Annotated in this window: 19 protein-coding genes and 1 pseudogene; 13 read left to right on the plus strand and 7 right to left on the minus strand. The window is 62.1% G+C overall.

Features of this window, described 5'->3' with window-relative positions; all coding sequences use genetic code 11:
* Window positions 1-103: 103 nt before the first annotated feature.
* The 4 genes and pseudogenes from amn to J9870_RS25485 form a co-directional block, all read right to left on the minus strand.
* A complete protein-coding gene (gene amn, locus J9870_RS25475) occupies window positions 104-1,603 on the minus strand; it encodes an AMP nucleosidase (RefSeq protein WP_210641166.1) in 1,500 nt (499 codons plus the stop codon).
* A gap of 55 nt (window positions 1,604-1,658) precedes the next feature.
* A pseudogene (locus J9870_RS29620) lies at window positions 1,659-1,778 on the minus strand (metal ABC transporter ATP-binding protein); the annotation flags it as partial.
* Window positions 1,779-1,899: 121 nt separating this feature from the next.
* Entirely contained in the window at window positions 1,900-3,549 is a 1,650-nt protein-coding gene (locus J9870_RS25480) for an acyl-CoA dehydrogenase family protein (protein WP_210641168.1), read from the minus strand.
* Window positions 3,550-3,622: 73 nt separating this feature from the next.
* Complete coding sequence (locus J9870_RS25485) at window positions 3,623-6,007, minus strand: hybrid sensor histidine kinase/response regulator (protein ID WP_210641170.1); 2,385 nt, start codon at window positions 6,005-6,007, stop codon at window positions 3,623-3,625.
* Window positions 6,008-6,450: 443 nt separating this feature from the next.
* Between J9870_RS25485 and J9870_RS25490 the strand changes: the two genes are divergently transcribed.
* The 4 genes from J9870_RS25490 to J9870_RS25505 all read left to right on the plus strand — a co-directional run bounded on the left by J9870_RS25490 (window position 6,451) and on the right by J9870_RS25505 (window position 9,975).
* The gene (locus tag J9870_RS25490) at window positions 6,451-7,248 is read left to right on the plus strand and encodes a hydroxymethylpyrimidine/phosphomethylpyrimidine kinase (protein ID WP_210641172.1); all 798 of its coding nucleotides are present in this window, start codon (window positions 6,451-6,453) and stop codon (window positions 7,246-7,248) included.
* 17 nt (window positions 7,249-7,265) lie between these two features.
* Window positions 7,266-7,892, plus strand: a complete 627-nt coding sequence (gene thiE, locus J9870_RS25495) for a thiamine phosphate synthase (protein WP_210641174.1) — start codon at window positions 7,266-7,268, stop codon at window positions 7,890-7,892.
* A 27-nt stretch (window positions 7,893-7,919) separates the two neighbouring features.
* Entirely contained in the window at window positions 7,920-9,203 is a 1,284-nt protein-coding gene (hemL, locus tag J9870_RS25500; RefSeq protein WP_210641176.1) for a glutamate-1-semialdehyde 2,1-aminomutase, read from the plus strand.
* A 217-nt stretch (window positions 9,204-9,420) separates the two neighbouring features.
* The gene (locus J9870_RS25505; RefSeq protein ID WP_025215630.1) at window positions 9,421-9,975 is read left to right on the plus strand and encodes a tetratricopeptide repeat protein; all 555 of its coding nucleotides are present in this window, start codon (window positions 9,421-9,423) and stop codon (window positions 9,973-9,975) included.
* Between the two features lie 140 nt (window positions 9,976-10,115).
* Here the strand turns inward: J9870_RS25505 and J9870_RS25510 are convergent, their stop codons facing one another.
* Window positions 10,116-10,445, minus strand: coding sequence for a DUF1820 family protein (locus tag J9870_RS25510; RefSeq protein ID WP_003185742.1), 330 nt, complete (start codon window positions 10,443-10,445; stop codon window positions 10,116-10,118).
* 133 nt (window positions 10,446-10,578) lie between these two features.
* Here J9870_RS25510 and miaB point away from each other — a divergent pair, with 133 nt between their 5' ends.
* From miaB to lnt, 5 genes are all read left to right on the plus strand, one after another.
* Window positions 10,579-11,907, plus strand: coding sequence for a tRNA (N6-isopentenyl adenosine(37)-C2)-methylthiotransferase MiaB (gene miaB / locus J9870_RS25515; RefSeq protein ID WP_210641178.1), 1,329 nt, complete (start codon window positions 10,579-10,581; stop codon window positions 11,905-11,907).
* Window positions 11,908-12,122: 215 nt separating this feature from the next.
* Window positions 12,123-13,133 carry a PhoH family protein gene (locus J9870_RS25520; protein ID WP_092332904.1) on the plus strand — a complete coding sequence of 337 codons (1,011 nt, stop codon included), beginning with the start codon at window positions 12,123-12,125 and terminating at the stop codon, window positions 13,131-13,133.
* The gene (gene ybeY, locus J9870_RS25525; RefSeq protein ID WP_210641179.1) at window positions 13,126-13,584 is read left to right on the plus strand and encodes an rRNA maturation RNase YbeY; all 459 of its coding nucleotides are present in this window, start codon (window positions 13,126-13,128) and stop codon (window positions 13,582-13,584) included. The genes J9870_RS25520 and ybeY overlap by 8 nt, the downstream gene beginning before the upstream one ends.
* A gap of 40 nt (window positions 13,585-13,624) precedes the next feature.
* On the plus strand, window positions 13,625-14,464 hold the full coding sequence (locus tag J9870_RS25530; protein ID WP_003205870.1) for an HlyC/CorC family transporter: 840 nt from the start codon (window positions 13,625-13,627) through the stop codon (window positions 14,462-14,464).
* A 27-nt stretch (window positions 14,465-14,491) separates the two neighbouring features.
* The gene (gene lnt / locus J9870_RS25535; protein WP_210641181.1) at window positions 14,492-16,015 is read left to right on the plus strand and encodes an apolipoprotein N-acyltransferase; all 1,524 of its coding nucleotides are present in this window, start codon (window positions 14,492-14,494) and stop codon (window positions 16,013-16,015) included.
* A gap of 105 nt (window positions 16,016-16,120) precedes the next feature.
* Here lnt and J9870_RS25540 read toward each other — a convergent pair whose 3' ends face one another.
* Window positions 16,121-16,882, minus strand: coding sequence for a YdcF family protein (locus J9870_RS25540; RefSeq protein ID WP_210641183.1), 762 nt, complete (start codon window positions 16,880-16,882; stop codon window positions 16,121-16,123).
* 102 nt (window positions 16,883-16,984) lie between these two features.
* Window positions 16,985-17,305 carry a hypothetical protein gene (locus J9870_RS25545; RefSeq protein WP_210641185.1) on the minus strand — a complete coding sequence of 107 codons (321 nt, stop codon included), beginning with the start codon at window positions 17,303-17,305 and terminating at the stop codon, window positions 16,985-16,987.
* A gap of 304 nt (window positions 17,306-17,609) precedes the next feature.
* On the opposite strand from J9870_RS25545, the gene leuS reads away from it, so the two are divergent.
* The 4 genes from leuS to arfA all read left to right on the plus strand — a co-directional run bounded on the left by leuS (window position 17,610) and on the right by arfA (window position 22,387).
* Window positions 17,610-20,216, plus strand: coding sequence for a leucine--tRNA ligase (gene leuS, locus J9870_RS25550; RefSeq protein WP_210641187.1), 2,607 nt, complete (start codon window positions 17,610-17,612; stop codon window positions 20,214-20,216).
* Window positions 20,217-20,305: 89 nt separating this feature from the next.
* A complete protein-coding gene (gene lptE / locus J9870_RS25555; RefSeq protein WP_210641189.1) occupies window positions 20,306-20,911 on the plus strand; it encodes an LPS assembly lipoprotein LptE in 606 nt (201 codons plus the stop codon).
* A 53-nt stretch (window positions 20,912-20,964) separates the two neighbouring features.
* Window positions 20,965-22,002: a DNA polymerase III subunit delta gene (holA, locus tag J9870_RS25560; protein ID WP_210641191.1), complete on the plus strand. Its 1,038-nt coding sequence runs from the start codon at window positions 20,965-20,967 to the stop codon at window positions 22,000-22,002.
* 220 nt (window positions 22,003-22,222) lie between these two features.
* On the plus strand, window positions 22,223-22,387 hold the full coding sequence (gene arfA / locus J9870_RS25565; RefSeq protein WP_123343928.1) for an alternative ribosome rescue factor ArfA: 165 nt from the start codon (window positions 22,223-22,225) through the stop codon (window positions 22,385-22,387).
* Window positions 22,388-22,424: the final 37 nt, after the last annotated feature.

The following is a 22,424-nucleotide window of genomic DNA, read 5'->3' on the forward strand; positions in this document are numbered from 1 at the left end:
GGCGGCGGGAAGCAGGGCGTGGAGGACGGGACATGGCGGCATAACATCTAGCGGTCAGGGCCGCTAATGCTAGTGGCCCGACCGCTAAATAACCACCGCCGTATCAGCGGAACGGCGGCTCGTCGAAGCTGCGCAGTTTGCGCGAATGCAACGAGTTAAGCTCGGTGCGCAGCAGATCCAACGCCGCGATACCGATCTTCAGGTGCTGGTTGACCGCCCGCTCATAGAAAGCGTTGGCCGAACCCGGCAGTTTGATTTCGCTGTGCAGCGGTTTGTCCGAGACACACAGCAACGTGCCGTACGGCACCCGCAGACGATACCCCTGCGCAGCAATAGTGCCGCTTTCCATGTCCACCGCCACCGCGCGGGACAGGTTGATCAACGGACGCTCCTGGGCCCAGCGCAACTCCCAGTTGCGGTCATCGTAGGTCAGCACGGTGCCGGTGCGCAGGCGCTTCTTCAGCTCGTCACCCTTTTCGCCCGTGACATTGGCCGCCGCTTGCTGCAAGGCCATCTGCACTTCGGCCAACGCAGGAATCGGAATGTTCGGCGGCACCACCCGGTCGAGAATGCCATCGCGACGCATGTAGGCGTGGGCCAGCACGTAGTCACCGATGGTCTGGGACTGCCGCAACCCGCCGCAGTGGCCGATCATCAACCAGCAATGCGGGCGCAACACGGCCAGGTGGTCGGTGATGTTCTTGGCATTGGACGGGCCAACGCCGATGTTCACCAGGGTCACGCCATGACCATCATTGGTCTGCAGGTGATAGGCCGGCATCTGGTAGCGGTGCCAGACCACTCCGGCGGCGATGGCCGACGCCTCGCCGTGATCCATGTCCTTGTCGATGATCACGTTGCCCGGCAGCACCATGCGTACAAAACGCGGATCGCTGCGCAACTGCTCCAGGCCATGGACGATGAACTGGTCGACGTAGCGGTGATAGTTGGTCAGCAGGATCCATGGCTGCACATGACGCCAGTCGCTGCCGGTGTAATGCACCAGCCGGCGCAGGGAGAAATCCACCCGCGCGGCGTCGAACAGCGCCAGGGGCAGCGGGTCGGTGTTTTCCCAGTCATAGAGGCCGTCGGCGATGCCATCGGTGGCGGCCGACAGGTCGGTGCTAGGGAACACTCGCGCCAGCACCGCGGCGGTTACGCCGGAACCGGCCAGTTCATCGCCCTGCTCCACCACATACGGGTACGGAATGTTCTGCTCGCTGACACCCACTTCCACGGTGACGGTGAAGTCGTGCATCAGTGGGACCAGCTGTTCCAGCAGGTACTTACGGAATGCGGCAGGATGGGTGACGGTGACGCTGTAGGTGCCCGGCAACTGGACCTTGGCATAGGCGCGCGTGGTCTGCGGGACCTCGCCGTGGCACTGGTAAGTCAGGCGCAAGGCCGGATAGCGAAACAACGCACGTTGCTCGGCATCCGGCTCGACGCGATCCTTGAGGTAACGCATGAGCGCCTGATTCAGTGCGGTGGTCGCACGCTCGTGCAGGGCGGCCAGCCGATCCACGGCTTGCTCGGCGGTTTGAACGACAATAAACGCTTCGGTCACGATCAGCTTCCTGTGTTCTGACTTGCAGGCCTTCATCTTGCCTGCATCGTCGTCTGACGGGAACAGTGGCGTATTGGACTCGATCGATTCCCTGTGGCAGCGAGCTTGCTCGCGATAGCGGTGTATCAGTCACCAGAAGTGTTGAATGCGCCGACGCCTTCGCGAGCAAGCTCGCTCCCACCTTGGTCGCCGGAGGCCACAGAATCCTCACTCACCGCAGTTCCCCTGTGGGAGCGAGCTTGCTCGCGATAGCGGTGTATCAGTCACCAGAAGTGTTGGATGTGCTGACGCCTTCGCGAGCAAGCTCGCTCCCACAGGGATATGTGGTGTTTCTAAAAGCCGAGTGGGGTGGAACGGGCGACGATGGTCTCGACATTCAAGCCCCGAGGCAGGGCACCGTATACCCGACCAGCCGAGCCAAGGCGACTGGCGATAAAAGCATCGCTGACCTCACTGTTGCCCGCCTCAAGCAACAGTTTGGCTTGCAGGCCCACGGCGATGTCTTCGGTCAATTGCCGGGCGCGATACTGGATATCGTCGGTGTCCTTGAAGGCTGCGCGCAGTTGATCGATGTGGGCGGCCAGGCGTTTGTCGCCGTGACCGTCACCCAGTTCGGCGAACAACACATCGAGTACACCCGGCTCCTTGGACAGGGCCCGCAACACATCCAGGCACTGCACGTTGCCCGAGCCCTCCCACGTCGAATTGACCGGCGCTTCCCGGTACAGGCGCGGCAGGATGCTGTCTTCGACGTAACCGGCGCCGCCCATGCATTCGGCGGCTTCGTTGATCATTGCGGGGGCGCGCTTGCAGATCCAGTACTTGCCCACCGCCGTCACCAGCCGGGCGAACTTGGCCTCGTGCTCGTCATTCAAGTGATCCAGCGCCCGCCCCATACGCAGGCTCAAGGCCAGGGCTGACTCGCTTTCCAGTGCCAGGTCAGCGAGTACGTTCTGCATCAACGGCTGCTCGCTCAGCAGTTTGCCGCCGACCTTGCGGTGCGCGCAGTGGTGGCTGGCCTGGGTCAGCGCCTGGCGCATCAGGGCGCTGGAGCCGACCATGCAATCGAAGCGGGTCATGGCGACCATCTCGATGATCGTCGGCACACCGCGCCCTTCTTCACCGACCATCCAGGCCAAGGCCCCGCGGAACTCGACTTCGCTGGAGGCGTTGGAACAATTACCCAGTTTGTTCTTCAGCCGCTGGATGTAGAACTGATTGCGTGTGTCGTCCGGGCGGTGGCGCGGCAGCAGGAAGCAGGTCAGGCCCTTGTCGGTCTGGGCCAGTGTGAGGAAGGCGTCGCACATCGGCGCCGAACAGAACCACTTGTGCCCCACCAATTCATAGGCCTGGCCCGGGCCGCTGGCGCCCACCGGATAGGCCTTGGTGGTGTTGGCCCGGACATCGGTGCCGCCTTGTTTCTCGGTCATTGCCATGCCGAGGGTGACCCCAGCCTTGTGGGCCATGCCAACGTTGCGCGGGTCGTATTCGGTGGCGAGCACTTTCGGCAGCCAATGCTCGGCCAGGTCCGGTTGCAGGCGCAACGCGGGGACACTGGCGAAGGTCATGGTCAGCGGACAGCCGGTGCCGGCTTCGGCCTGGCTGTGCAGATACGTCATCGAGGCCCGGGCGACATGGGCACCGGGCTGCGGATGAGCCCAAGGCAAACTGGGCAGGCCATGCTCGACGGCAGTGCGCATCAACTGGTGATAGGCCGGATGGAATTCCACCAGGTCAATGCGATTGCCATAACGGTCGTGGCTGGAAAATACCGGCTTGTTCTGATTGGCCAGGAACCCCGCCTCCATGAGCGGCCCGCCGGCCAGCGCCCCATATTCATCGATCCGCGCCTGCGCCCAGCCCGCGCCGAAATGCTGCGACCACTGCTGCAGCGGCAGGTCGATGCGATACAGATTGGCGCCATCCAGGGACGGCGGCTGATTGGTGACGTCGTGGGTTTCGGCGAACTGATGCAGGTTCATGGCGGGGCTCCTCGGTCGGCCAACTGGGTTCAGTTAAGCACCGCCCCCCAGCCGAACAAAGTGTCATACCCGCCTAAATGTCGGCGCTTTCACCCTGTTTCGGACAAAGCACCCGGCGCTGCAAAATCGCCTGCAAGGCCTCGAATTTCACCGGTTTGCTCAGGTAATCAATCAAGGCGCCCGATGGACAGCACGCCGGATCGAGGTTCGGACTGATCACCAGCACGGGCAAATCCTCGCAGCCCGACAGCGTGCGAATCTGGCAGCACACCGATACACCATCGAGCGGCGGCGACTGGCAATCGAGCAGCACCGCGTCAAAGCTGTCGCCCTGCAGCAAGTCCAAGGCCGCACGACCGCTGTCGGCGGTGCGCACCCGGTAACCGAGCTTGAGCAACATGCCACGCATTACCAGTTGATCGATGCTGTTGTCATCCGCCAGGAGCACCGTACAGTCCTGGGGCAGGCGCGAGCCTTGGTACCCACCGAAGGAAAATGCCGAAGGGAGGGCCGTGGGCAAGGCCATTTCAAATTCGACGTCCAATTGAAATCGACTGCCGCGCCCCGGCTCGGAGGTGTGGGTCAGGCGTCCGCCCAGCAGCTCCACCAATTGCCGGCATATCGCCAGGCCCACGCCGAGGCCGCCGTACTCGCGGGTCATGGAACCGTCGAGCTGGAAGAAGCGCTGGTACAGGGTCGCTTCTCCAAGGTCGGTAAAGCCGATACCCGTGTCGATCACGGCGAACGACAGCAGCAATCGATCAGACTCGGTCGGCCTGCCGCTGACCCGCAGCGCCAGACCGCCAACCCGGGTGAACTTGATCGCGTTGTCCAGCAGGCATTCCAGGCATTGGGCCAGTTTGCCGCTGTCGCCGAGCAATCGGTCCGCCAGGCCAGGGCTCATTTCGACCTTGAAATCCAGGCCTTTGGCTGCGGCATTGGCCGCGAACTGCACCTGCAAGGCCTCGATCACGCTGCGCAGGCTGAACGGCACGGGATAAACCTTGAGCTTGCCGGCCTGCAATTCGGTAAGCGTGAGAATGCCGTTGACCATGCGCATCATGTCCCGCGCCGAACCGGCAGCGGTTTGTTGGTACTGAGTCAGCTCCTCGTCCATTTCGACGGTTTCCATCAACTCCAGGGAACCGATCACGCCATTCATCGGCGTACGCAGTTCGTGGGTCAACGTGGCGAGGAACTCGTCCTTGAGCTTGTTGCCGTGGGCCAGTTGCTGGTTGAGCACCTCGAGCTTTTGTCCAGCATCGAACAGGGTCTGGGCCTGTTGCTCACGCAGGGCATTGATGCGGTCGGCCAGGGCCAGGGACAGCAGCGCCACTTCGATGGCCGAGCCAATCTGGCTGGCATACATGGTCAGGAACACGTTTGGCAGGTAGCCAAGCACCATCATCGTATTGACGATGCCTCCCAACAGAAAAGCCGACCAGGCGATGATGAAATAACGCGCCACCCGCAGCCCGCGCCACCAGGCAAACAGCCCGGCGGCAAAAATCACCACCGTGAACACCAGCGCCAACGCCGTCGCCAGGCGCAGCGCCAGGGCGTAGCTGGTCATCAGCGACAGCCCCACGACCACCGCGCTGTAGACGATCAGCGCCAGCAGCAGACGGTCAAGCCAGCGACTGTGTTGTGCCGTTTGCAGGAAGCTGCGGGCGAACTGGCTGCCAAACAGGCCCGCACAGCCGATGAAGAATGGTGTCGCGGCGTTGGCCCACCAGGGGTTGTCCGGCCAGAAGTATTCCACGGCCGCGCCGTTGACCGACAACTGATACAGGCCGAACGAGGCGATATAAACGATGTAATAAAGGTAACTGGTGTCCCGCACGCTCAGGTAAATGAACAGGTTGTAGACCAGCATGCCCAGCAGCACGCCGTAGATGATCCCCAGCACATACAAGCGCAACGGCTGCTGTTCGAGATAAGCCGTGCTCGACCACAGCGTCAACGGCGCCTGGATCGAACCCTGGCTTTGCAGCCGCAGGTACAGGGTCTGCTGTTGATCGGGTTTGAAATCCAGACTGAACAGGTAGTTGTTCTGGTGAATTTCACGACTGGCGAAGGGCAACGCATCACCGGTCTGGCGCACCAGGCGATAGGCCCCGGCGGCGTCTGGCAAATACAAGTCGAGATGGTCCAGCGGCGGATACGCCAGTTCCAGCAACCACGTACGCTGGGCATCCGGATTACCGGGACGGTAATGCAAATCGACTTTCAGCCAGAACGCCGAGCGCGAATAGCCGGCGTTCAACACTGCTTTGCCATGGGGTTTGAAGCCGCCCACCGCGGCCTGGGCGAGGACATCGTCGAGGGTGGCCGTACCGCTCGCGTCTTCGAACACTTGCAAGGCATGGCCCAAGGGCAGGCTTTGGGTGAACTCATCGAATTCAAGGGCGCTTGCCATGGGGGACAAGCACAGCAGCAATATCAGCAAATAGCGCATTTAAGCCCCAGCGTGGCCTGTCCGGTTGAGTCAGGAAGCCCCCCATTCCCTGAGTAGACGTAAAACCGGCATTACCTGTTATGAGTTGGATCCATCTCTAGCATAGCCGTTGATGGCCAATTTGCACCATTGAAATCTTTCCTACAGAAGGCTCTAGAACGGGCGTTCCAGCGCCAAGCGTTGAGATAGAGCTGTTGCTTTGGTCAGATTGCGAAACAACCCTGGCGCCGGGCCCGACTGTGGCGAGGGGATTTATCCCCGCTGGGTGCGAAGCAGCCCTAAAACCAGACACTGCGGTGAGTCAGACAATTTTAATGAGGGGCGCTTCGCACCCCAGCGGGGATAAATCCCCTCGCCCCAGAGAAATTCCTCTACCACATATAAGTTTTCCTCTGGTGCAGGTGCGCGCCGATCGAAGGGGTTTGGTGGTAAGCTCGCGCACCATGAATATCTACAGTTCTCGCCCCGTTGTCCTCTGCCTCTCCGGCCACGACCCCAGTGGTGGCGCCGGCTTGCAGGCAGATATCGAAGCCCTGCTCGCCCAGGGTTGTCATGCGGCCCCGGCCGTTACCGCGCTGACCGTGCAAGACACGGTCAACGTCAGCGATTTCCGCGTGCTCGATCGCGAGTGGGTGCTGGCGCAAGCCAACGCCGTGCTCAACGATTCACCGGTGGCGGCGGTCAAGCTGGGCATGCTCGGCTCACTGGAAATGGTCGACACCGTGGTCGAACTGCTCCAGGCGCATCCGCATCTGCCCATGGTCTGCGACCCGGTGCTGCGCGCCGGCGGTGGCGGACGCCTTGGCAAGGATGAAGTCGGCTATGCCATGCGCGAACGCCTGCTGCCCTTGGCCATCATCGCCACCCCCAACCTGCCGGAAGCGCGCATCCTCGCCGAACTACCCGAAGGCAGCGCCGACGAATGCGCCGAAAAGCTGCTGCCCTTCGTCAAACACCTGTTGATCACAGGTGGTCACGGCGACGAACATGAAGTCCACAATCGCCTGTACAGCCGCGACGGTCGCCGCGAGACTTTTACCTGCCAGCGCTTGCCCGGCAGCTACCACGGTTCCGGCTGCACCCTGGCCAGCGCCCTGGCCGGTCGGCTGGCCCAGGGCGAACAGCTTGCCAGCGCAGTCAAGACCGCACTGGATTACACCTGGCGCACCCTGCGCGATGCCGAACGACTGGGCAAAGGCCAGTTCGTACCGCGTCGCCTGCCGCTGGATTTCTGCTCGTAGCACCGGAGGCCTGTGGAATGAAATTACGTGGCCTTTATGCCATCACCGACAGCCAGCTGCTGGCCGGCAAATTCCTCGCTTATGTCGAAGCGGCGCTGGAAGGTGGCGTCACCCTGCTGCAATACCGCGACAAAAGCAGCGACGAGGCCCGGCGCCTGCGCGAAGCCGAAGCGCTGCGCAACCTGTGCGAACGCTACAAGACCCAACTGATCATCAACGACGACGCTGAACTGGCCGCGCGCCTGGGCGTCGGCGTGCACCTGGGCCAGACCGATGGCCCGTTGGCCCCCGTGCGGGCACTGCTTGGGCGCCAGGCGATCATCGGTTCCACCTGCCACGCCAGCCTGGAGCTGGCCGAACAGGCCGCCGCCGAAGGGGCCAGCTACGTCGCGTTCGGGCGCTTCTTCACCTCCAACACCAAGCCCGGCGCGCCCAGTGCAAACCTTGAACTGCTGGAGCGGGCCCGTCTCAAACTGCATGTTCCGATCTGCGCCATCGGCGGTATCACCCTGGACAACGCTGCCCCGCTGGTGGCCCACGGCGTGGACCTGCTGGCGGTGGTCCACGGCCTGTTCGGTGCCGACAGCACAGGGGAAGTGACACGCCGCGCCCGTGCTTTCAACGATCTGTTGCAGATCAAATAGACCCTTTTCGATTTCGAGAGCCCAACCATGTCCCGTTCCGAAACCCTGTTTGCCAACGCCCAGAAACACATTCCCGGCGGCGTGAACTCGCCCGTTCGTGCGTTCAAGAGCGTCGGCGGCACCCCGCTGTTTTTCAAGCACGCCGAAGGCGCGTACGTGACCGACGAAGACGATAAGCGTTATGTCGATTACGTTGGCTCGTGGGGCCCGATGATCCTCGGCCACAGCCATCCGGACGTGCTGGATGCGGTGCGCAATCAGCTACAACATGGTCTGTCCTACGGCGCCCCGACCGCGATGGAAACCGAGATGGCCGACCTGGTCTGCTCGATCGTGCCGTCCATGGAAATGGTGCGCATGGTCAGCTCCGGTACCGAGGCGACCATGAGCGCGATCCGCCTGGCGCGAGGTTTCACCGGGCGCGACAGCATCATCAAGTTCGAAGGCTGCTACCACGGCCACTCCGACAGCCTGCTGGTCAAGGCCGGTTCCGGCGCGCTGACCCAAGGCGTGCCGAGCTCGGCCGGCGTACCGGCGGCGTTCGCCAAGCACACGCTGACCCTGCCGTTCAACGACCTCGAAGCCGTCGAGCAGATGCTGGGCGAAGTCGGCCAGGAAGTGGCCTGCATCATCGTCGAGCCGGTGGCCGGCAACATGAACTGCGTCCCGCCGGCGCCGGGTTTCCTCGAAGGCCTGCGCAGCCTGTGCGACCAGCATGGCGTGGTGTTGATTTTCGACGAAGTGATGACCGGCTTCCGCGTCGCCCTCGGCGGCGCCCAGGCCCATTACGGCGTGACGCCGGACCTGAGCACCTTCGGCAAGATCATCGGCGGCGGCATGCCGGTGGGCTGCTTCGGCGGCAAGCGCGCCATCATGGAATGCATCGCACCGCTTGGCCCGGTCTACCAGGCCGGCACGTTGTCGGGCAACCCATTGGCCATGGCCGCCGGCCTGACCACCCTGCGCTTGATCAGCCGCCCGGGCTTCCACGCTGAACTGACCGACTACACCACCCGCCTGCTCGACGGCTTGCAGGTGCGCGCCGACGCGGCCGGCATCCCGTTCGTGACCACTCAAGCCGGCGGCATGTTCGGCCTGTATTTCAGTGGTGCCGATGACATCGTCACCTTTGACGACGTGATGGCCAGCGACGCCGACCGCTTCAAGCGCTTCTTCCACCTGATGCTCGACGGCGGCGTGTACCTGGCGCCGAGTGCGTTCGAAGCCGGTTTCACCTCCATCGCCCATGGCGAGACCGAGCTGAAAATCACCCTCGACGCAGCCGAGCGGGCTTTCGCTGCACTGAAGTAAGCCTGTGGATAACTGACGCTGGCTGACACCAGCGTCAGTGATCGCCGACAACCCCGCGCTCTTTTCCTACGTATTTTCCCTCGAAGCGGCCGCTGGCGTTCCCTCGCAGCAGAAAAACGAGTAAAGACTTTGTAAGGATGGCCCCGCTTATTTCATAATGCGCGCTTATTGGATCCCCCGGAGGGTCCGCGCGCCCCTCAGAGGTAAGTCGATTCCCATGAACCGCACCGGCCGCACCCTTGCCTTGGGCTGCCTGTTGCTCCTTCAGCCCCTGCTCGCGAATGCACAGGCAGGCGGCAACTCGTTGTTGATCCCGGCGCTGGGCCGTTGCACGCTCAATACCCAGCCACAAGATCTCGCATCGGCACTCGACGCCTGTCAAAAAGCGGCGGACGCAGGCGATGCACAAGCACAATACGAGTTGGGCGAGTTCTACTACGAAGGCAAGGCTGCGCCGCGCGACCTCAAGCTAGCCCTCAACTACTTCGAAAAAGCCTCGCTGCAAGGCCATGCCCAGGCGCAATTCAAGCTCGGCGGCATGTTCTTTCATGGCGAAGGCGTACCCGCCAATAATGTCCAGGCCTACATCGTCTTGAAGATGGCGGCGGTCAACGGCGCCGAAGACGCCCTGGACACCGCCGACGAAGTCGCCGAGCAAATGCCCCGCGACGAACTGGAAGTAGCGACCCAGGTGCTGGGGCAGATCTTTCGCAAATACCTGATGGAATTGCAGAACGCCGACGGGCGCACGCCTTTCTCGCCGTTGCCCTGATTAATGCGATGGCCTTACCGGCCCCTTCGCGAGCAAGCTCGCTCCCACACTGGATCGCTGGTGTACACAAATCTTGTGTTCACAGAGAACTCATTGTGGGAGCGAGCTTGCTCGCGATTGGGGCAACTCGGTCTTGAGTCTTACTTCTCAGGCATCGGCATCGGAAACGGCATCACATTGCCGACCGCGCCACGAGCTTCGCTGATTTTCGGGGTGCCCAGGCGTTCGACTTCGTCGATGCGCACGATCGAGTGCATCGGCACGAAGCTACGCACCACGCCTTCGAACTGCGCCTTGAGCTTTTCTTCACTCGGATCGACGACCACTTGCGTGCGCTCGCCAAAGACGAACTCTTCCACTTCCAGGAAGCCCCACAGATCACTTTGATAGATCTGCTTGGCGTACATTTCGAACACCTGGCCCTGGTTGAGGAAAATCACCTTGTAGATTGGAGCTTCACGTTTGGTCATGGCTGGCGAAACACATCGGCGGGTAAAAATGAGGGCGCGAACTATAGCATAGCCACTGCTCGCGCAGCGGTAGGAACCCAAGGACTTGTTCCCTATAATGCGCGGTTCTTTGAATCACGTGATGACCCCCTCCATGGCCAAGAAGCTTTACATCGAAACCCACGGTTGCCAGATGAACGAGTACGACAGCTCGCGCATGGTCGATCTGCTGGGTGAACACCAGGCCCTGGAAGTCACCGCCCGCGCCGAAGACGCGGACGTGATCCTGCTCAATACCTGTTCGATCCGCGAGCGCGCCCAGGACCGGGTGTACTCGCAACTGGGCCGCTGGCGCGAATTGAAGCTGGCCAACCCGGAAATGGTCATCGCCGTGGGCGGTTGCGTGGCCAGCCAGGAAGGCGCCGCCATCCGTGATCGCGCACCGTACGTGGACGTGGTCTTCGGCCCGCAGACCCTGCACCGTCTGCCCGAGATGATCGACGCAGCGCGCAGCACCAAGCTGCCGCAGGTAGACGTCTCGTTCCCGGAAATCGAAAAATTCGACCACCTGCCCGAACCGCGCATCGACGGCCCAAGCGCCTACGTGTCGGTGATGGAAGGTTGCAGCAAGTACTGCACGTTCTGCGTGGTGCCCTACACCCGGGGCGAAGAAGTCAGCCGGCCGTTCGACGACGTGATTGCCGAAATCATCCACCTGGCGGAAAACGGCGTGCGTGAGGTAACCCTGCTGGGGCAGAACGTCAACGGCTATCGCGGCCTGACCCACGATGGGCGCCTGGCCGACCTCGCCGAGCTGATCCGCGTGGTAGCGGCGGTAGATGGCATCGACCGCATCCGCTACACCACCTCGCACCCGCTGGAGTTCTCCGACAGCCTGATCCAGGCCCATGCCGAGGTCCCCCAGCTGGTCAAGCACCTGCACTTGCCGGTGCAATCGGGCTCCGACCGCATCCTGGCGGCCATGAAGCGCAACCACACGGCCCTGGAATACAAATCCAAACTGCGCAAGCTGCGGGCAGCGGTGCCAGGGATCTGCATCAGCTCGGACTTTATCGTCGGCTTCCCCGGTGAAACCGAGAAAGATTTCCAACAGACCATGAAACTGATCGAGGACGTAGGCTTCGACTTCTCCTATTCCTTCGTCTATAGCCAACGCCCCGGCACCCCGGCGGCCGACCTGGCAGACGAAACCCCTGAAGAAGTGAAAAAAGAACGACTCAACGCCTTGCAACACCGCTTGAACCAGCAAGGTTTCGAGATCAGCCGACAAATGGTCGGCTCCGTCCAGCGGATCCTGGTGACCGATTACTCGAAAAAAGACCCGGGCGAACTGCAAGGGCGTACGGAAAACAACCGCATCGTCAACTTCCGCTGCGATACCCCGGCGCTGATCGGCCAGTTCGCCGACGTGCACATCGACGCCGCGCAACCGCACTCGCTGCGCGGTTCGTTGATCCAGTGACCCCGCACTTCCTGTGGGAGCGAGCTTGCTCGCGATAGCGGCATGACAGTCAATACTTATGTTGAATGTGAAGCCCCCATCGCGAGCAAGCTCGCTCCCACAGTGGTCGTGCCATGCCCTGTGATCAGATTCGCCTGCTTAAGAGCTTTCGCACCCAGCCTACTGGCGCTATCCTTGGTTTCATCTTAATTGCCCCTGGGCGGCTAAAAACGACCTTGAACGCACCCATCGAACCACATCGTTTTATTCTCGAGCCCTTTGAGGCTCGCCGCTTCGCCAATCTGTGCGGGCAATTCGACGAGCATCTGCGCTTGATCGAACAGCGCCTGGCCATCGAGATCCGCAACCGCGGAAACCAGTTCGAACTGATCGGCGAACCCAAGCACACCACCTCCGCGGAAAACCTGCTGCGCCGCCTCTACCGGGAAACCAAGGGGAGCGAGCTGTCGCCGGACACGGTCCACCTGTTCCTGCAGGAGTCGGCTGTCGAAGAACTCGACAACCATGCCCCGTCGGAACCTGCCGTGGCCCTGCGTACGAAAAAAGGCATGATTCGCCCTCGCGGCTTGAATCAGCAGCGCTACGTCAAGGAAATCCTCGGCAACGACATCAACTTCGGCATCGGCCCGGCCGGTACCGGCAAGACCTACCTGGCCGTGGCCTGTGCGGTCGATGCGCTGGAACGCGAACAGGTACGGCGCATCCTGCTGGTGCGTCCGGCGGTCGAAGCGGGTGAAAAGCTCGGCTTCCTGCCCGGCGACCTGGCCCAGAAGATCGACCCGTACCTGCGCCCGCTCTATGACGCGCTGTATGAAATGCTCGGCTTCGAATATGTCGCCAAGTTGATCGAGCGCCAGGTCATCGAGGTCGCGCCGCTGGCCTACATGCGTGGCCGTACGCTGAACAACAGCTTCATCATTCTCGACGAAAGCCAGAACACCACGGTCGAGCAGATGAAAATGTTCCTGACCCGGATCGGCTTTGGCTCCACCGCCGTCATCACCGGCGACATCACCCAGGTCGACCTGCCCCGAGGCACCAAGTCCGGGTTGAACCATGTGATCCAGGTGCTCAAGGACGTCCCGGGCATCAGCTTCACGCATTTCATGCCCAAGGACGTTGTGCGCCATCCATTGGTGCAGCGCATTGTCGAAGCCTACGAGCGCTTCGAGCATCGCGAGGCTGACGAGGCCCCCGAAGGCAAAGGCAATCGCCACAATGCTTGAACTCGACCTGCAACTGGCCTGCGAACACGCCGCCCCCAGTGAAGCCCAATTCCGCCAATGGTGCGAGCTGGCCCTGCGCCAGCGCAGCGCCGACTCGGAGCTGACTATCCGCCTGGTGGACGAGCCCGAAGGCCGCGAACTGAACCACACCTGGCGGCAGAAAGACTACGCCACCAATGTGCTGTCATTCCCCGCCGACGTGCCCGACGAACTGCTCGACATCCCGCTGCTGGGCGACCTGGTGATCTGCGTACCAGTGGTGGAGCGCGAAGCGGCCGAGCAAGGCAAGCTCCCTGAGGCCCACTGGGCCCACCTGGTGATTCACGGCTGCTTGCATCTGCTGGGTTACGACCATATAGAAGATGACGAAGCCGAAGAAATGGAAGCACTGGAACGAACGTTGCTTGCAGAGCTGGGTCATCCCGACCCTTACGCCGGCGACGAACACTGATACATCAACCTGTAACGACAAAGGATTCAGAGTAATCGCTATGAGCGAAGATCGATCGAGCAACGGGCAGAAGTCATGGCTGGGCAAGCTCACCCAGGCTTTTGCCCATGAGCCGAAAAACCGCCAGGAGCTGCTGGAGCTGCTGCGCGATGCACACCAGAACAAATTGCTGGACAGCGAAGCGCTGGCCATCGTCGAAGGCGCCATCCAGGTCGCTGACCTGCAAGTACGCGACATCATGGTCCCGCGCTCGCAGATGGTCAGCATCAAGGCGACCCAGACCCCCCGCGAATTTTTGCCCGCCGTGGTCGACTCCGCTCACTCGCGCTACCCGGTGGTTGGCGAGAGCCATGACGACGTCATGGGCGTGCTGCTGGCCAAGGACCTGCTGCCGCTGATCCTTCAGGAAAACGGCGACAGCTTCAACATCAAGGATTTGCTGCGTCCGGCCACCTTCGTGCCCGAGTCCAAGCGCCTGAACGTGCTGCTGCGTGAATTCCGTGCCAACCACAACCACATGGCCATCGTCATCGACGAATACGGCGGCGTGGCCGGCCTGGTCACCATCGAAGACGTACTCGAACAAATCGTCGGCGACATCGAAGACGAACACGATGTCGAGGAAGACAGCTACATCAAGCCGTTGCCCAGCGGCGATTTCCTGATCAAGGCCCTGACGCCGATCGAGAACTTCAACGAATTCTTCGACAGCCAATTCTCCGACGATGAGTTCGACACCGTCGGTGGCCTGGTGATGAGCGCTTTCGGGCACCTGCCCAAGCGCAACGAAACCACGGAAATCGGCTCTTGGCGCTTCCGCATCCTGAATGCCGACAGCCGTCGGATTCATCTGCTGCGCCTGTCCCCCATTGGCCGATAACCCCTGCGAGACCCGCTAAGGACAAAAATGCGCTGGATAACCCGCCCCGGCTGGCCCGGTAACCTGCTGGCCGTGGTGGCCGGTGCGATCACCACCCTGGCTTTGGCGCCGTTCGATATCTGGCCGCTGGCACTGCTGGCGGTCGGATTGTTCTATGCCGGGCTGCGCGAGCTGTCGCCGCGCCAGGCCCTGGGCCGTGGCTGGTGCTTCGGTTTTGGCCTGTTTGGCGCCGGCACCAGCTGGATCTACGTCAGCATCCATAACTTCGGTGGCGCCTCGGTGCTGCTCGCTGGGTTGTTGATGCTGTTGTTCGTCGCCGCCATCGCCTGGTTCTTTGCCCTGCCCGCCTGGCTCTGGGCGCGCTGGTTGCGCCGTAACGAGGCGCCGCTGGCCGACGCCTTGGCCTTCGCCGCGCTGTGGCTGGGCCAGGAAGCCTTTCGCGGCTGGTTCCTCACTGGGTTCCCGTGGCTGTATTCCGGCTACAGCCAGCTCGACGGGCCGCTGGCCGGCCTCGCGCCGCTGGGCGGGATGTGGCTGATTTCCTTCACCCTGGCCCTGACCGCCGCGCTGCTGTACAACGCGCTGCGCCTGATCCGCGCCGGGCGCAAAGGTTTTATCGCCGCAGGTGTGCTGCTGTTGATCGGCCCATGGGTGGCCGGCGTGGCACTCAAGGGCCATGCCTGGACCAGCCCTTCGGGCGACCCGCTGAGCGTCGCGGCGATCCAGGGCAACATCGAACAAAGCATGAAGTGGGATCCGGAGCAGCTCAACGCGCAGTTGGCGTTGTACCGCGACATGAGCTTTGCCTCCAAGCGCGTCGACCTGCTGATCTGGCCTGAAACCGCGGTGCCGGTGCTCAAGGAATCGGCCCAGGGCTACCTGGACATGATGGGCAGCTTCGCCGCCGAGCGGCATTCGGCGTTGATCACCGGCGTACCGATTCGCCAACTGGTGCGCCACGAGAAGCGTTACTTCAATGGCATCACCGTGACCGGCGAAGGCGACGGCACCTACCTGAAGCAGAAACTCGTGCCGTTCGGCGAATACGTCCCCTTGCAGGACATCCTGCGTGGCCTGATTGCGTTCTTCGACCTGCCTATGTCCGACTTTGCCCGGGGCCCGGCCGACCAGCCATTGCTGCAAGCCAAGGGTTACCAGATCGCGCCATTCATCTGCTATGAAGTGGTCTACCCGGAATTTGCCGCCAGCCTCTCGGCCCGTAGCGACCTGCTGCTGACCATCAGCAACGACACCTGGTTCGGCACTTCCATCGGCCCGTTGCAGCACCTGCAAATGGCGCAGATGCGCGCCCTGGAAGCCGGACGCTGGATGATCCGCGCCACCAACAACGGCGTGACCGGCCTGATCAACCCCTTTGGCCAGATCACCACGAGTATCCCGCAATTCGAGCGTGGCATTCTCTATGGCGAAGTAGTACCGATGCACGACCTGACGCCGTACCTGCAATGGCGGTCGTGGCCGCTGCTCATCCTGTGCGTGTTGCTGCTGGGCTGGGCGTTGATCGCGAGCCGGATGGCCAAGACGGTTTAAGGTTGATCGTTCCCGCGCTCCGCGTGGGAACGCAGCCCGGCTTGGAACACAGAGCGTCCCTTGAGGCGTTCCCACGCAGGAGCGTGGGAGCGATCCGATAACACCTCAGCGGTAGAACATCCAATACCCCACCAGCCCCACCGCCTCATTCATCAACTGCCCCGACTGCCAGATCGACTTGAACTCCGGCATCCAGCCGCCCAACGGCCGGGCATTGTCCTGTCCCAGGAACCCTACCGGTGCCGGCACCACTTCAAGCCCCGACCGCTGGAAACTCCAGACCGCCCGTGGCATGTGCCACGCCTGGGTCACCACCACGACCCGCTTGATGCCGGCTGGCAGGAGGATCTCGGCGCTCATCTGGGCGTTTTCCCAGGTTGTGCGGCTGCGATCTTCCTGCCAGCGAACGCTGACGCCGAAATCATCCAGCATCGAATCGGCCATCAGCTTGGCTTCGCTGGGTGGGGTGCCGTAGTGCAAGCCGCCGGTCGTCAGCACCGGCAACCCCGACGCCTTGGCCAGGCGCGCCGCATAACGCTGGCGCTCCAGGCCGATGCCGGTGGGTTGGTCGGCGCCCCAGGCCAGGTCACCGCGCTCGCGGCCAGAACCGAGCACCACAATGGCGTCGGCACGCTGGGCCAGGGTCGCCCAGTCACTGCGCAGCAGCGGCGGTTCGCGTTCCAGCGCCCTGGCGCTCCATTGCACGACCACGGGCAGGCTCATCAGCCAGAAGCCCCCCAACCCAACGAAAAAGCACAGGCGGGCCAGGCGCGGCCGGGAGTTGCGCCACCACCAGGCGAGCGCCAACAGCAGCAAAAGAAGGCCGGGCGGCAATAAAAGTGTTTTGATGAAATAACGAAACGGCATCGGGCATCTCCAAAGATGCCCGAAGCCTAAGTGGGTTGACGCAAAGCGACAACAGATTCGAAAAAACCCTGAATCAAAAAAGCGACACGCGTTAATCCGGCTTTACTTGAACTGCAGTGACCGGATCTTTAAAGCATCTTTGTCAGGCGTCCGGTCCTTGAGCCATACCACCTTGGCCGAACGGGGCACATCGAGACGCTTGAGTACCTGCGCCCCACTGGTGGGGGCTTGGTGTCCGACCTGTTCGAGGTAAGCATTGACCAGTTCGAACTCTGCGGGGCTCAAGCCACGCAGTTCCAGCTCTACCGGGCGTTCATCACGCAAATGACCGGCGGTTCTTGCAGCGTCAAGGGCCACCCCGAGACGATCGATCAGTTTTTCGTACAACTCAGGCGTCGTTACTTTTCGTTGTGATTCAACCATCCCTCACCTCATTGAAGATAAGACTCACTCCCCATTGAGAAGCTTAGCTTCGCTGGGCAAACCGGCAGGGCGCCGCGACCAACGGCCCTGAATGCAGGCCGGGACCAATGATCGGGAAGGACTCGGCAATGACTCGGCAGTAATCAGGGTTTCCCTCGGCAGAGCGCGGTCATGTATGCTACGGCGCTTCCTGTAACTCCACTTCCAGCCTGGCTGGGCATCGAAAACGCCGCATTCGGCGTCGTTCTGCGTCCAGCATGGCAACGAAGAGGATTGGGCCACCCCATTCAGTACAAAAGTAGCCATGCACGAACACTACCAGCCCCGTGAAATCGAAGCCGCCGCCCAGTCGTTCTGGGACGAGCAAAAGTCCTTTGAAGTCAGTGAACAGCCAGGCAAGGAGACTTACTACTGCCTGTCGATGTTCCCTTACCCCAGCGGCAAGCTACACATGGGGCACGTGCGCAACTACACCATCGGCGACGTGATCTCCCGCTATCAGCGCATGCAAGGCAAGAACGTCCTGCAACCCATGGGTTGGGACGCCTTCGGCATGCCGGCGGAAAACGCCGCGATGAAGAACAACGTGGCCCCCGCCAAGTGGACCTACGAAAACATCGCCTACATGAAGACCCAGCTGCGCAGCCTGGGCCTGGCCGTGGACTGGTCCCGCGAGGTCACCACCTGCAAGCCCGAGTACTACCGCTGGGAACAATGGCTGTTCACCCGCCTGTTCGAAAAAGGCGTGATCTACCGCAAGAACGGCACCGTTAACTGGGACCCGGTGGACCAGACCGTACTGGCCAACGAGCAAGTGATCGACGGTCGCGGCTGGCGTTCCGGCGCGCTGATCGAAAAGCGCGAAATCCCGATGTACTACTTCAAGATCACCGCCTACGCCGATGAACTGCTGGAGAGCCTCGACGAACTGACTGGCTGGCCTGAACAGGTCAAGACCATGCAGCGCAACTGGATCGGCAAGTCCCGGGGCATGGAAGTCCAATTCCCCTACGACGTCGCCTCCATTGGCGAAGCCGGCACCCTGAAGGTCTTCACCACCCGTCCGGACACGCTGATGGGTGCCACCTATGTTGCCGTGGCCGCCGAGCACCCGCTGGCGACCCTGGCCGCCCGCAACAACCCCGAGTTGCAGGCGTTCATTGCCGAATGCAAGGGTGGCAGCGTCGCCGAAGCCGATGTCGCCACCCAAGAGAAGAAAGGCCTGCCGACCTCGCTGTTCGTCGAGCACCCGCTCACCGGTGAGAAACTGCCGGTGTGGGTCGCCAACTACGTACTGATGCATTACGGCGACGGCGCGGTCATGGCCGTACCGGCCCACGACGAACGCGACTTCGAATTCGCCCACAAGTACAACCTGCCGATCAAGGCCGTGGTGCGCACCAGCGCCGGCGACCAGACCCCGGCGCCTTGGCAGGACGCCTATGGTGAGCACGGCGAGCTGATCAACTCCGGTGAGTTCGACGGCCTGGATTTCCCCGGCGCGTTCGATGCCATCGAAGTGGCCCTGATCAAGAAGAACCTCGGAGCCTCGCGCACCCAGTTCCGCCTGCGGGACTGGGGCATCAGCCGCCAGCGCTACTGGGGCTGCCCGATCCCGATCGTGCACTGCGACAGCTGTGGCGACGTACCGGTGCCGGAAGATCAACTGCCCGTGGTCCTGCCCGAAGACGTCGTACCCGATGGCGCCGGCTCGCCCCTGGCACGCATGCCTGAGTTCTATGAGTGCAGTTGCCCGAAATGCGGCGCACCGGCCAAGCGTGAAACCGACACCATGGACACCTTCGTCGAGTCCTCGTGGTACTACGCCCGCTACGCCTCGCCGCACTATGAAGGTGGCCTGGTGGAAAAATCCGCCGCTGACCACTGGTTGCCGGTGGATCAGTACATTGGCGGCATCGAACACGCCATTCTCCACCTGCTCTACGCGCGCTTTTTCCACAAGCTGATGCGTGACGAAGGCCTGGTGAGCTCCAACGAACCGTTCAAGAACCTGCTGACCCAAGGCATGGTGATCGCCGAGACTTACTATCGTCGCGAAGCCAACGGTGCCTACACCTGGTTCAACCCGACCGAAGTCGAACTCGAACGCGACAGCAAAGCCAAGGTGATCAGCGCCAAGCTGATCGCAGACGGCCTGCCGGTGGAAATCGGCGGCACCGAGAAAATGGCCAAGTCGAAGAACAACGGCGTTGACCCGCAATCGATGATCGACCAGTTCGGCGCCGACACCTGCCGCCTGTTCATGATGTTCGCCTCGCCACCTGACATGAGCGCGGAATGGTCGGACTCGGGCGTCGAGGGCTCGCATCGTTTCCTCAAGCGCGTCTGGCGCCTGGCTCAAGCCCACGTCACTCAAGGCCTGCCGGGCAAACTGGACATCAGCGGCCTGAACGACGAGCAGAAAGCCGTTCGCCGCTCGATCCACCTGGCCATCAAGCAGGCCAGCCATGACGTCGGCCAGAACCACAAATTCAACACCGCCATCGCCCAGGTGATGACGCTGATGAATGTCCTGGAAAAAGCCGCGCAAGGCACCGAACAGGATCGCGCACTGGTTCACGAAGGCCTGGAGGCCGTGACACTGCTGCTGGCTCCGATCACCCCGCACATCAGCCATGAGCTGTGGAATCAACTGGGTCACGCTGACCCGGTGATTGACGCCGGCTGGCCGGTGGTGGACGAAACCGCGCTGGTGCAGGACAGCCTGACCCTGGTCATCCAGGTCAACGGCAAGCTGCGCGGCCAGATAGAAATGCCTGCCAGCGCCAGCCGCGAAGAAGTCGAAGCCGCCGCTCGGGCCAATGAAAACGTGCTGCGCTTCGTCGACGGCCTGACGATTCGCAAAGTGATCGTCGTGCCCGGCAAACTGGTCAATATCGTCGCAAGCTAATTGGATCGGGCGTCCGGCCACGGGCCTGGCGCCGAATATAACCTGCGAGGCCGCACTGTCGGCCCATAGGGTTCAAGGGGAGCAACAAGATGATCAAACGTAATCTGCTGGTAATGGGCCTGGCGGTCCTGTTGAGCGCCTGCGGCTTCCAACTGCGCGGCACCGGCACCACCGAGCTGGCCATCACGGAGCTGGACCTCAGCGCGCGCGACGCTTATGGCGACACCGTTAAAATGCTGCGCGAAACCCTGGAGAACAGCGGGGTCAAGGTTTACAGCGGCGCGCCGTACAAGCTGGTATTGATCCGTGAACAGCAAAGCCAGCGCAGCCTGAGCTATGCCGGTGCCGGTCGTTCTGCCGAGTACGAGCTGACCAACGTGCTGAACTACGAGATCCGTGGCCAGAACAATCTGTCGCTGCTGGATGACAAGCTGCAAGTGCAGAAGGTCTACCTGCACGACGGCAACAACATCACCGGTTCCGACCAGGAGTCGAGCGAAGTGCGCAGCGAAATGCAGCGTGACCTCGTCCAGCGCATGATGCTGCGCCTGCAACAACTGAGCCCGACCCAGTTGGAACAACTGCAGCAGACCGCCAACGCCCGCGCCAAGGCTGAAGCCGATGCACTGGAAGCGGCACGCAAGGCTGAAGCGGAAACCCCGCAACAGTCGCCGATGCAAATCCCTGCTGAATAAGCCTTGCGGGGCGCTCCGGCGCCCCGCTCGCCTTCTCTTATGAACTGTGCTTTATGAAGCTGCCCCCCGCCCAACTCGGCAAACACCTGCAAGGCGCCCTTGCGCCGGTCTACATCATCAGCGGCGATGACCCATTGCTGTGCCAGGAAGCCGCCGACGCCATTCGTGCAGCCGCCCGCCAACAAGGCTTCGACGAACGCCAGGTATTCGCCGCCGATGCCAGTTTCGACTGGGGCACCCTGTTGCAGGCCGGGGCGAGCATGTCGCTGTTCGCCGAAAAACGCCTGCTGGAGCTGCGCCTGCCGTCTGGCAAACCTGGCGACAAGGGCGCCGCCGCGCTGATCGAGTATTGCTCGCGGCCCGCCGAAGACACGGTGCTGCTGATCAGCCTGCCGAAACTTGACGGCAGCGCGCAGAAAACCAAATGGGGCAAAGCCCTGGTCGAAGGCCAGCAAACCCAGTTCGTGCAGATCTGGCCGGTGGACGTCAGTCAGTTGCCGAGCTGGATCCGCCAGCGCCTGTCCCAGGCCGGCCTGTCGGCCAGCCAGGATGCAGTGGAGCTGATCGCCGCCCGGGTCGAAGGCAACCTGCTGGCCGCCGCCCAGGAGATCGAAAAGCTCAAGCTGATGGCCGAGGGCGGGCAGATCACCGTGGAAACGGTACAGGCCGCCGTGGCCGACAGCGCACGCTTCGATGTCTTCGGACTGACCGATGCGATCCTCAACGGCGAAGCCGCTCATGCCCTGCGCATGCTCGAAGGCCTGCGCGGCGAAGGCGTCGAGCCACCGGTGATCCTCTGGGCCCTGGCCCGGGAATTGCGCCTGCTGGCCAACCTGTCATTGCAATACAGCCAGGGCGTACCGCTGGACAAAGCCTTCAGCCAGGCCCGCCCGCCGGTGTGGGACAAGCGCAAACCGCTGATGAGCAAGGCCCTGCAACGCTATTCGGCACCGCGCTGGGCGCAATTGCTGCTCGAAGCCCAACGCATCGATGCGCAGATCAAGGGCCAGGCCGCAGGCTCACCGTGGATGAGCCTGAGCCGGTTGTCGCTGTTGATGGCCGGGCAGCGGCTGACCTTGCCTGCTGAATAAGCACTCGTAAAAGCACAGCAAGGTCCTTGTGGCGAGGGGATTTATCCCCACGGGGCTGAGCCCTAAATCAATCGCCTTGGTGTACCAGGCGAATCGCATCCAGCTCTCCTGGGGCCGCTTCGCAGCCCAGCGGGATAAATCCCCCTCGCCACCCTATGGACACCCCCTCAAATCTGCCCCATGATTTGCCCCGCAAAACCCACCCACGAGAGATTCCATCATGAGCAAAAAGCCATCCAAGCATGGCCCCAACAAGGCCAAGTCCATCATCGCCCAGCCCCTGTTCCGCAGTCGTCAGGAACGACCCACCAAGGGCAAAGGCAGCTACCGCCGCGAAGCCTTCCAGTCTGACAACTGGGAGGCTTCTTGCTTTGTGGCAGCTTGAAACACCCGGACAAGCCCTACAGCCCTTTCGCATGATA

This window comes from Pseudomonas sp. Tri1, assembly GCF_017968885.1.
GTDB lineage: Bacteria > Pseudomonadota > Gammaproteobacteria > Pseudomonadales > Pseudomonadaceae > Aquipseudomonas.

Bases quoted from the DNA above. Each gene is read 5' to 3' on its own strand.
- arfA (WP_123343928.1), top strand. From the start codon at position 22,223: ATGAGCAAAAAGCCATCCAAGCATGGCCCCAACAAGGCCAAGTCCATC.
- hemL (WP_210641176.1), top strand. From the start codon at position 7,920: ATGTCCCGTTCCGAAACCCTGTTTGCCAACGCCCAGAAACACATTCCC.
- leuS (WP_210641187.1), top strand. From the start codon at position 17,610: ATGCACGAACACTACCAGCCCCGTGAAATCGAAGCCGCCGCCCAGTCG.
- J9870_RS25480 (WP_210641168.1), bottom strand. From the start codon at position 3,549: ATGAACCTGCATCAGTTCGCCGAAACCCACGACGTCACCAATCAGCCG.
- amn (WP_210641166.1), bottom strand. From the start codon at position 1,603: ATGAAGGCCTGCAAGTCAGAACACAGGAAGCTGATCGTGACCGAAGCG.
- J9870_RS25490 (WP_210641172.1), top strand. From the start codon at position 6,451: ATGAATATCTACAGTTCTCGCCCCGTTGTCCTCTGCCTCTCCGGCCAC.
- miaB (WP_210641178.1), top strand. From the start codon at position 10,579: ATGGCCAAGAAGCTTTACATCGAAACCCACGGTTGCCAGATGAACGAG.
- J9870_RS25510 (WP_003185742.1), bottom strand. From the start codon at position 10,445: ATGACCAAACGTGAAGCTCCAATCTACAAGGTGATTTTCCTCAACCAG.
- J9870_RS25545 (WP_210641185.1), bottom strand. From the start codon at position 17,305: ATGGTTGAATCACAACGAAAAGTAACGACGCCTGAGTTGTACGAAAAA.
- J9870_RS25485 (WP_210641170.1), bottom strand. From the start codon at position 6,007: ATGCGCTATTTGCTGATATTGCTGCTGTGCTTGTCCCCCATGGCAAGC.
- J9870_RS25530 (WP_003205870.1), top strand. From the start codon at position 13,625: ATGAGCGAAGATCGATCGAGCAACGGGCAGAAGTCATGGCTGGGCAAG.
- holA (WP_210641191.1), top strand. From the start codon at position 20,965: ATGAAGCTGCCCCCCGCCCAACTCGGCAAACACCTGCAAGGCGCCCTT.
- lptE (WP_210641189.1), top strand. From the start codon at position 20,306: ATGATCAAACGTAATCTGCTGGTAATGGGCCTGGCGGTCCTGTTGAGC.
- thiE (WP_210641174.1), top strand. From the start codon at position 7,266: ATGAAATTACGTGGCCTTTATGCCATCACCGACAGCCAGCTGCTGGCC.
- ybeY (WP_210641179.1), top strand. From the start codon at position 13,126: ATGCTTGAACTCGACCTGCAACTGGCCTGCGAACACGCCGCCCCCAGT.
- lnt (WP_210641181.1), top strand. From the start codon at position 14,492: ATGCGCTGGATAACCCGCCCCGGCTGGCCCGGTAACCTGCTGGCCGTG.
- J9870_RS25540 (WP_210641183.1), bottom strand. From the start codon at position 16,882: ATGCCGTTTCGTTATTTCATCAAAACACTTTTATTGCCGCCCGGCCTT.
- J9870_RS25505 (WP_025215630.1), top strand. From the start codon at position 9,421: ATGAACCGCACCGGCCGCACCCTTGCCTTGGGCTGCCTGTTGCTCCTT.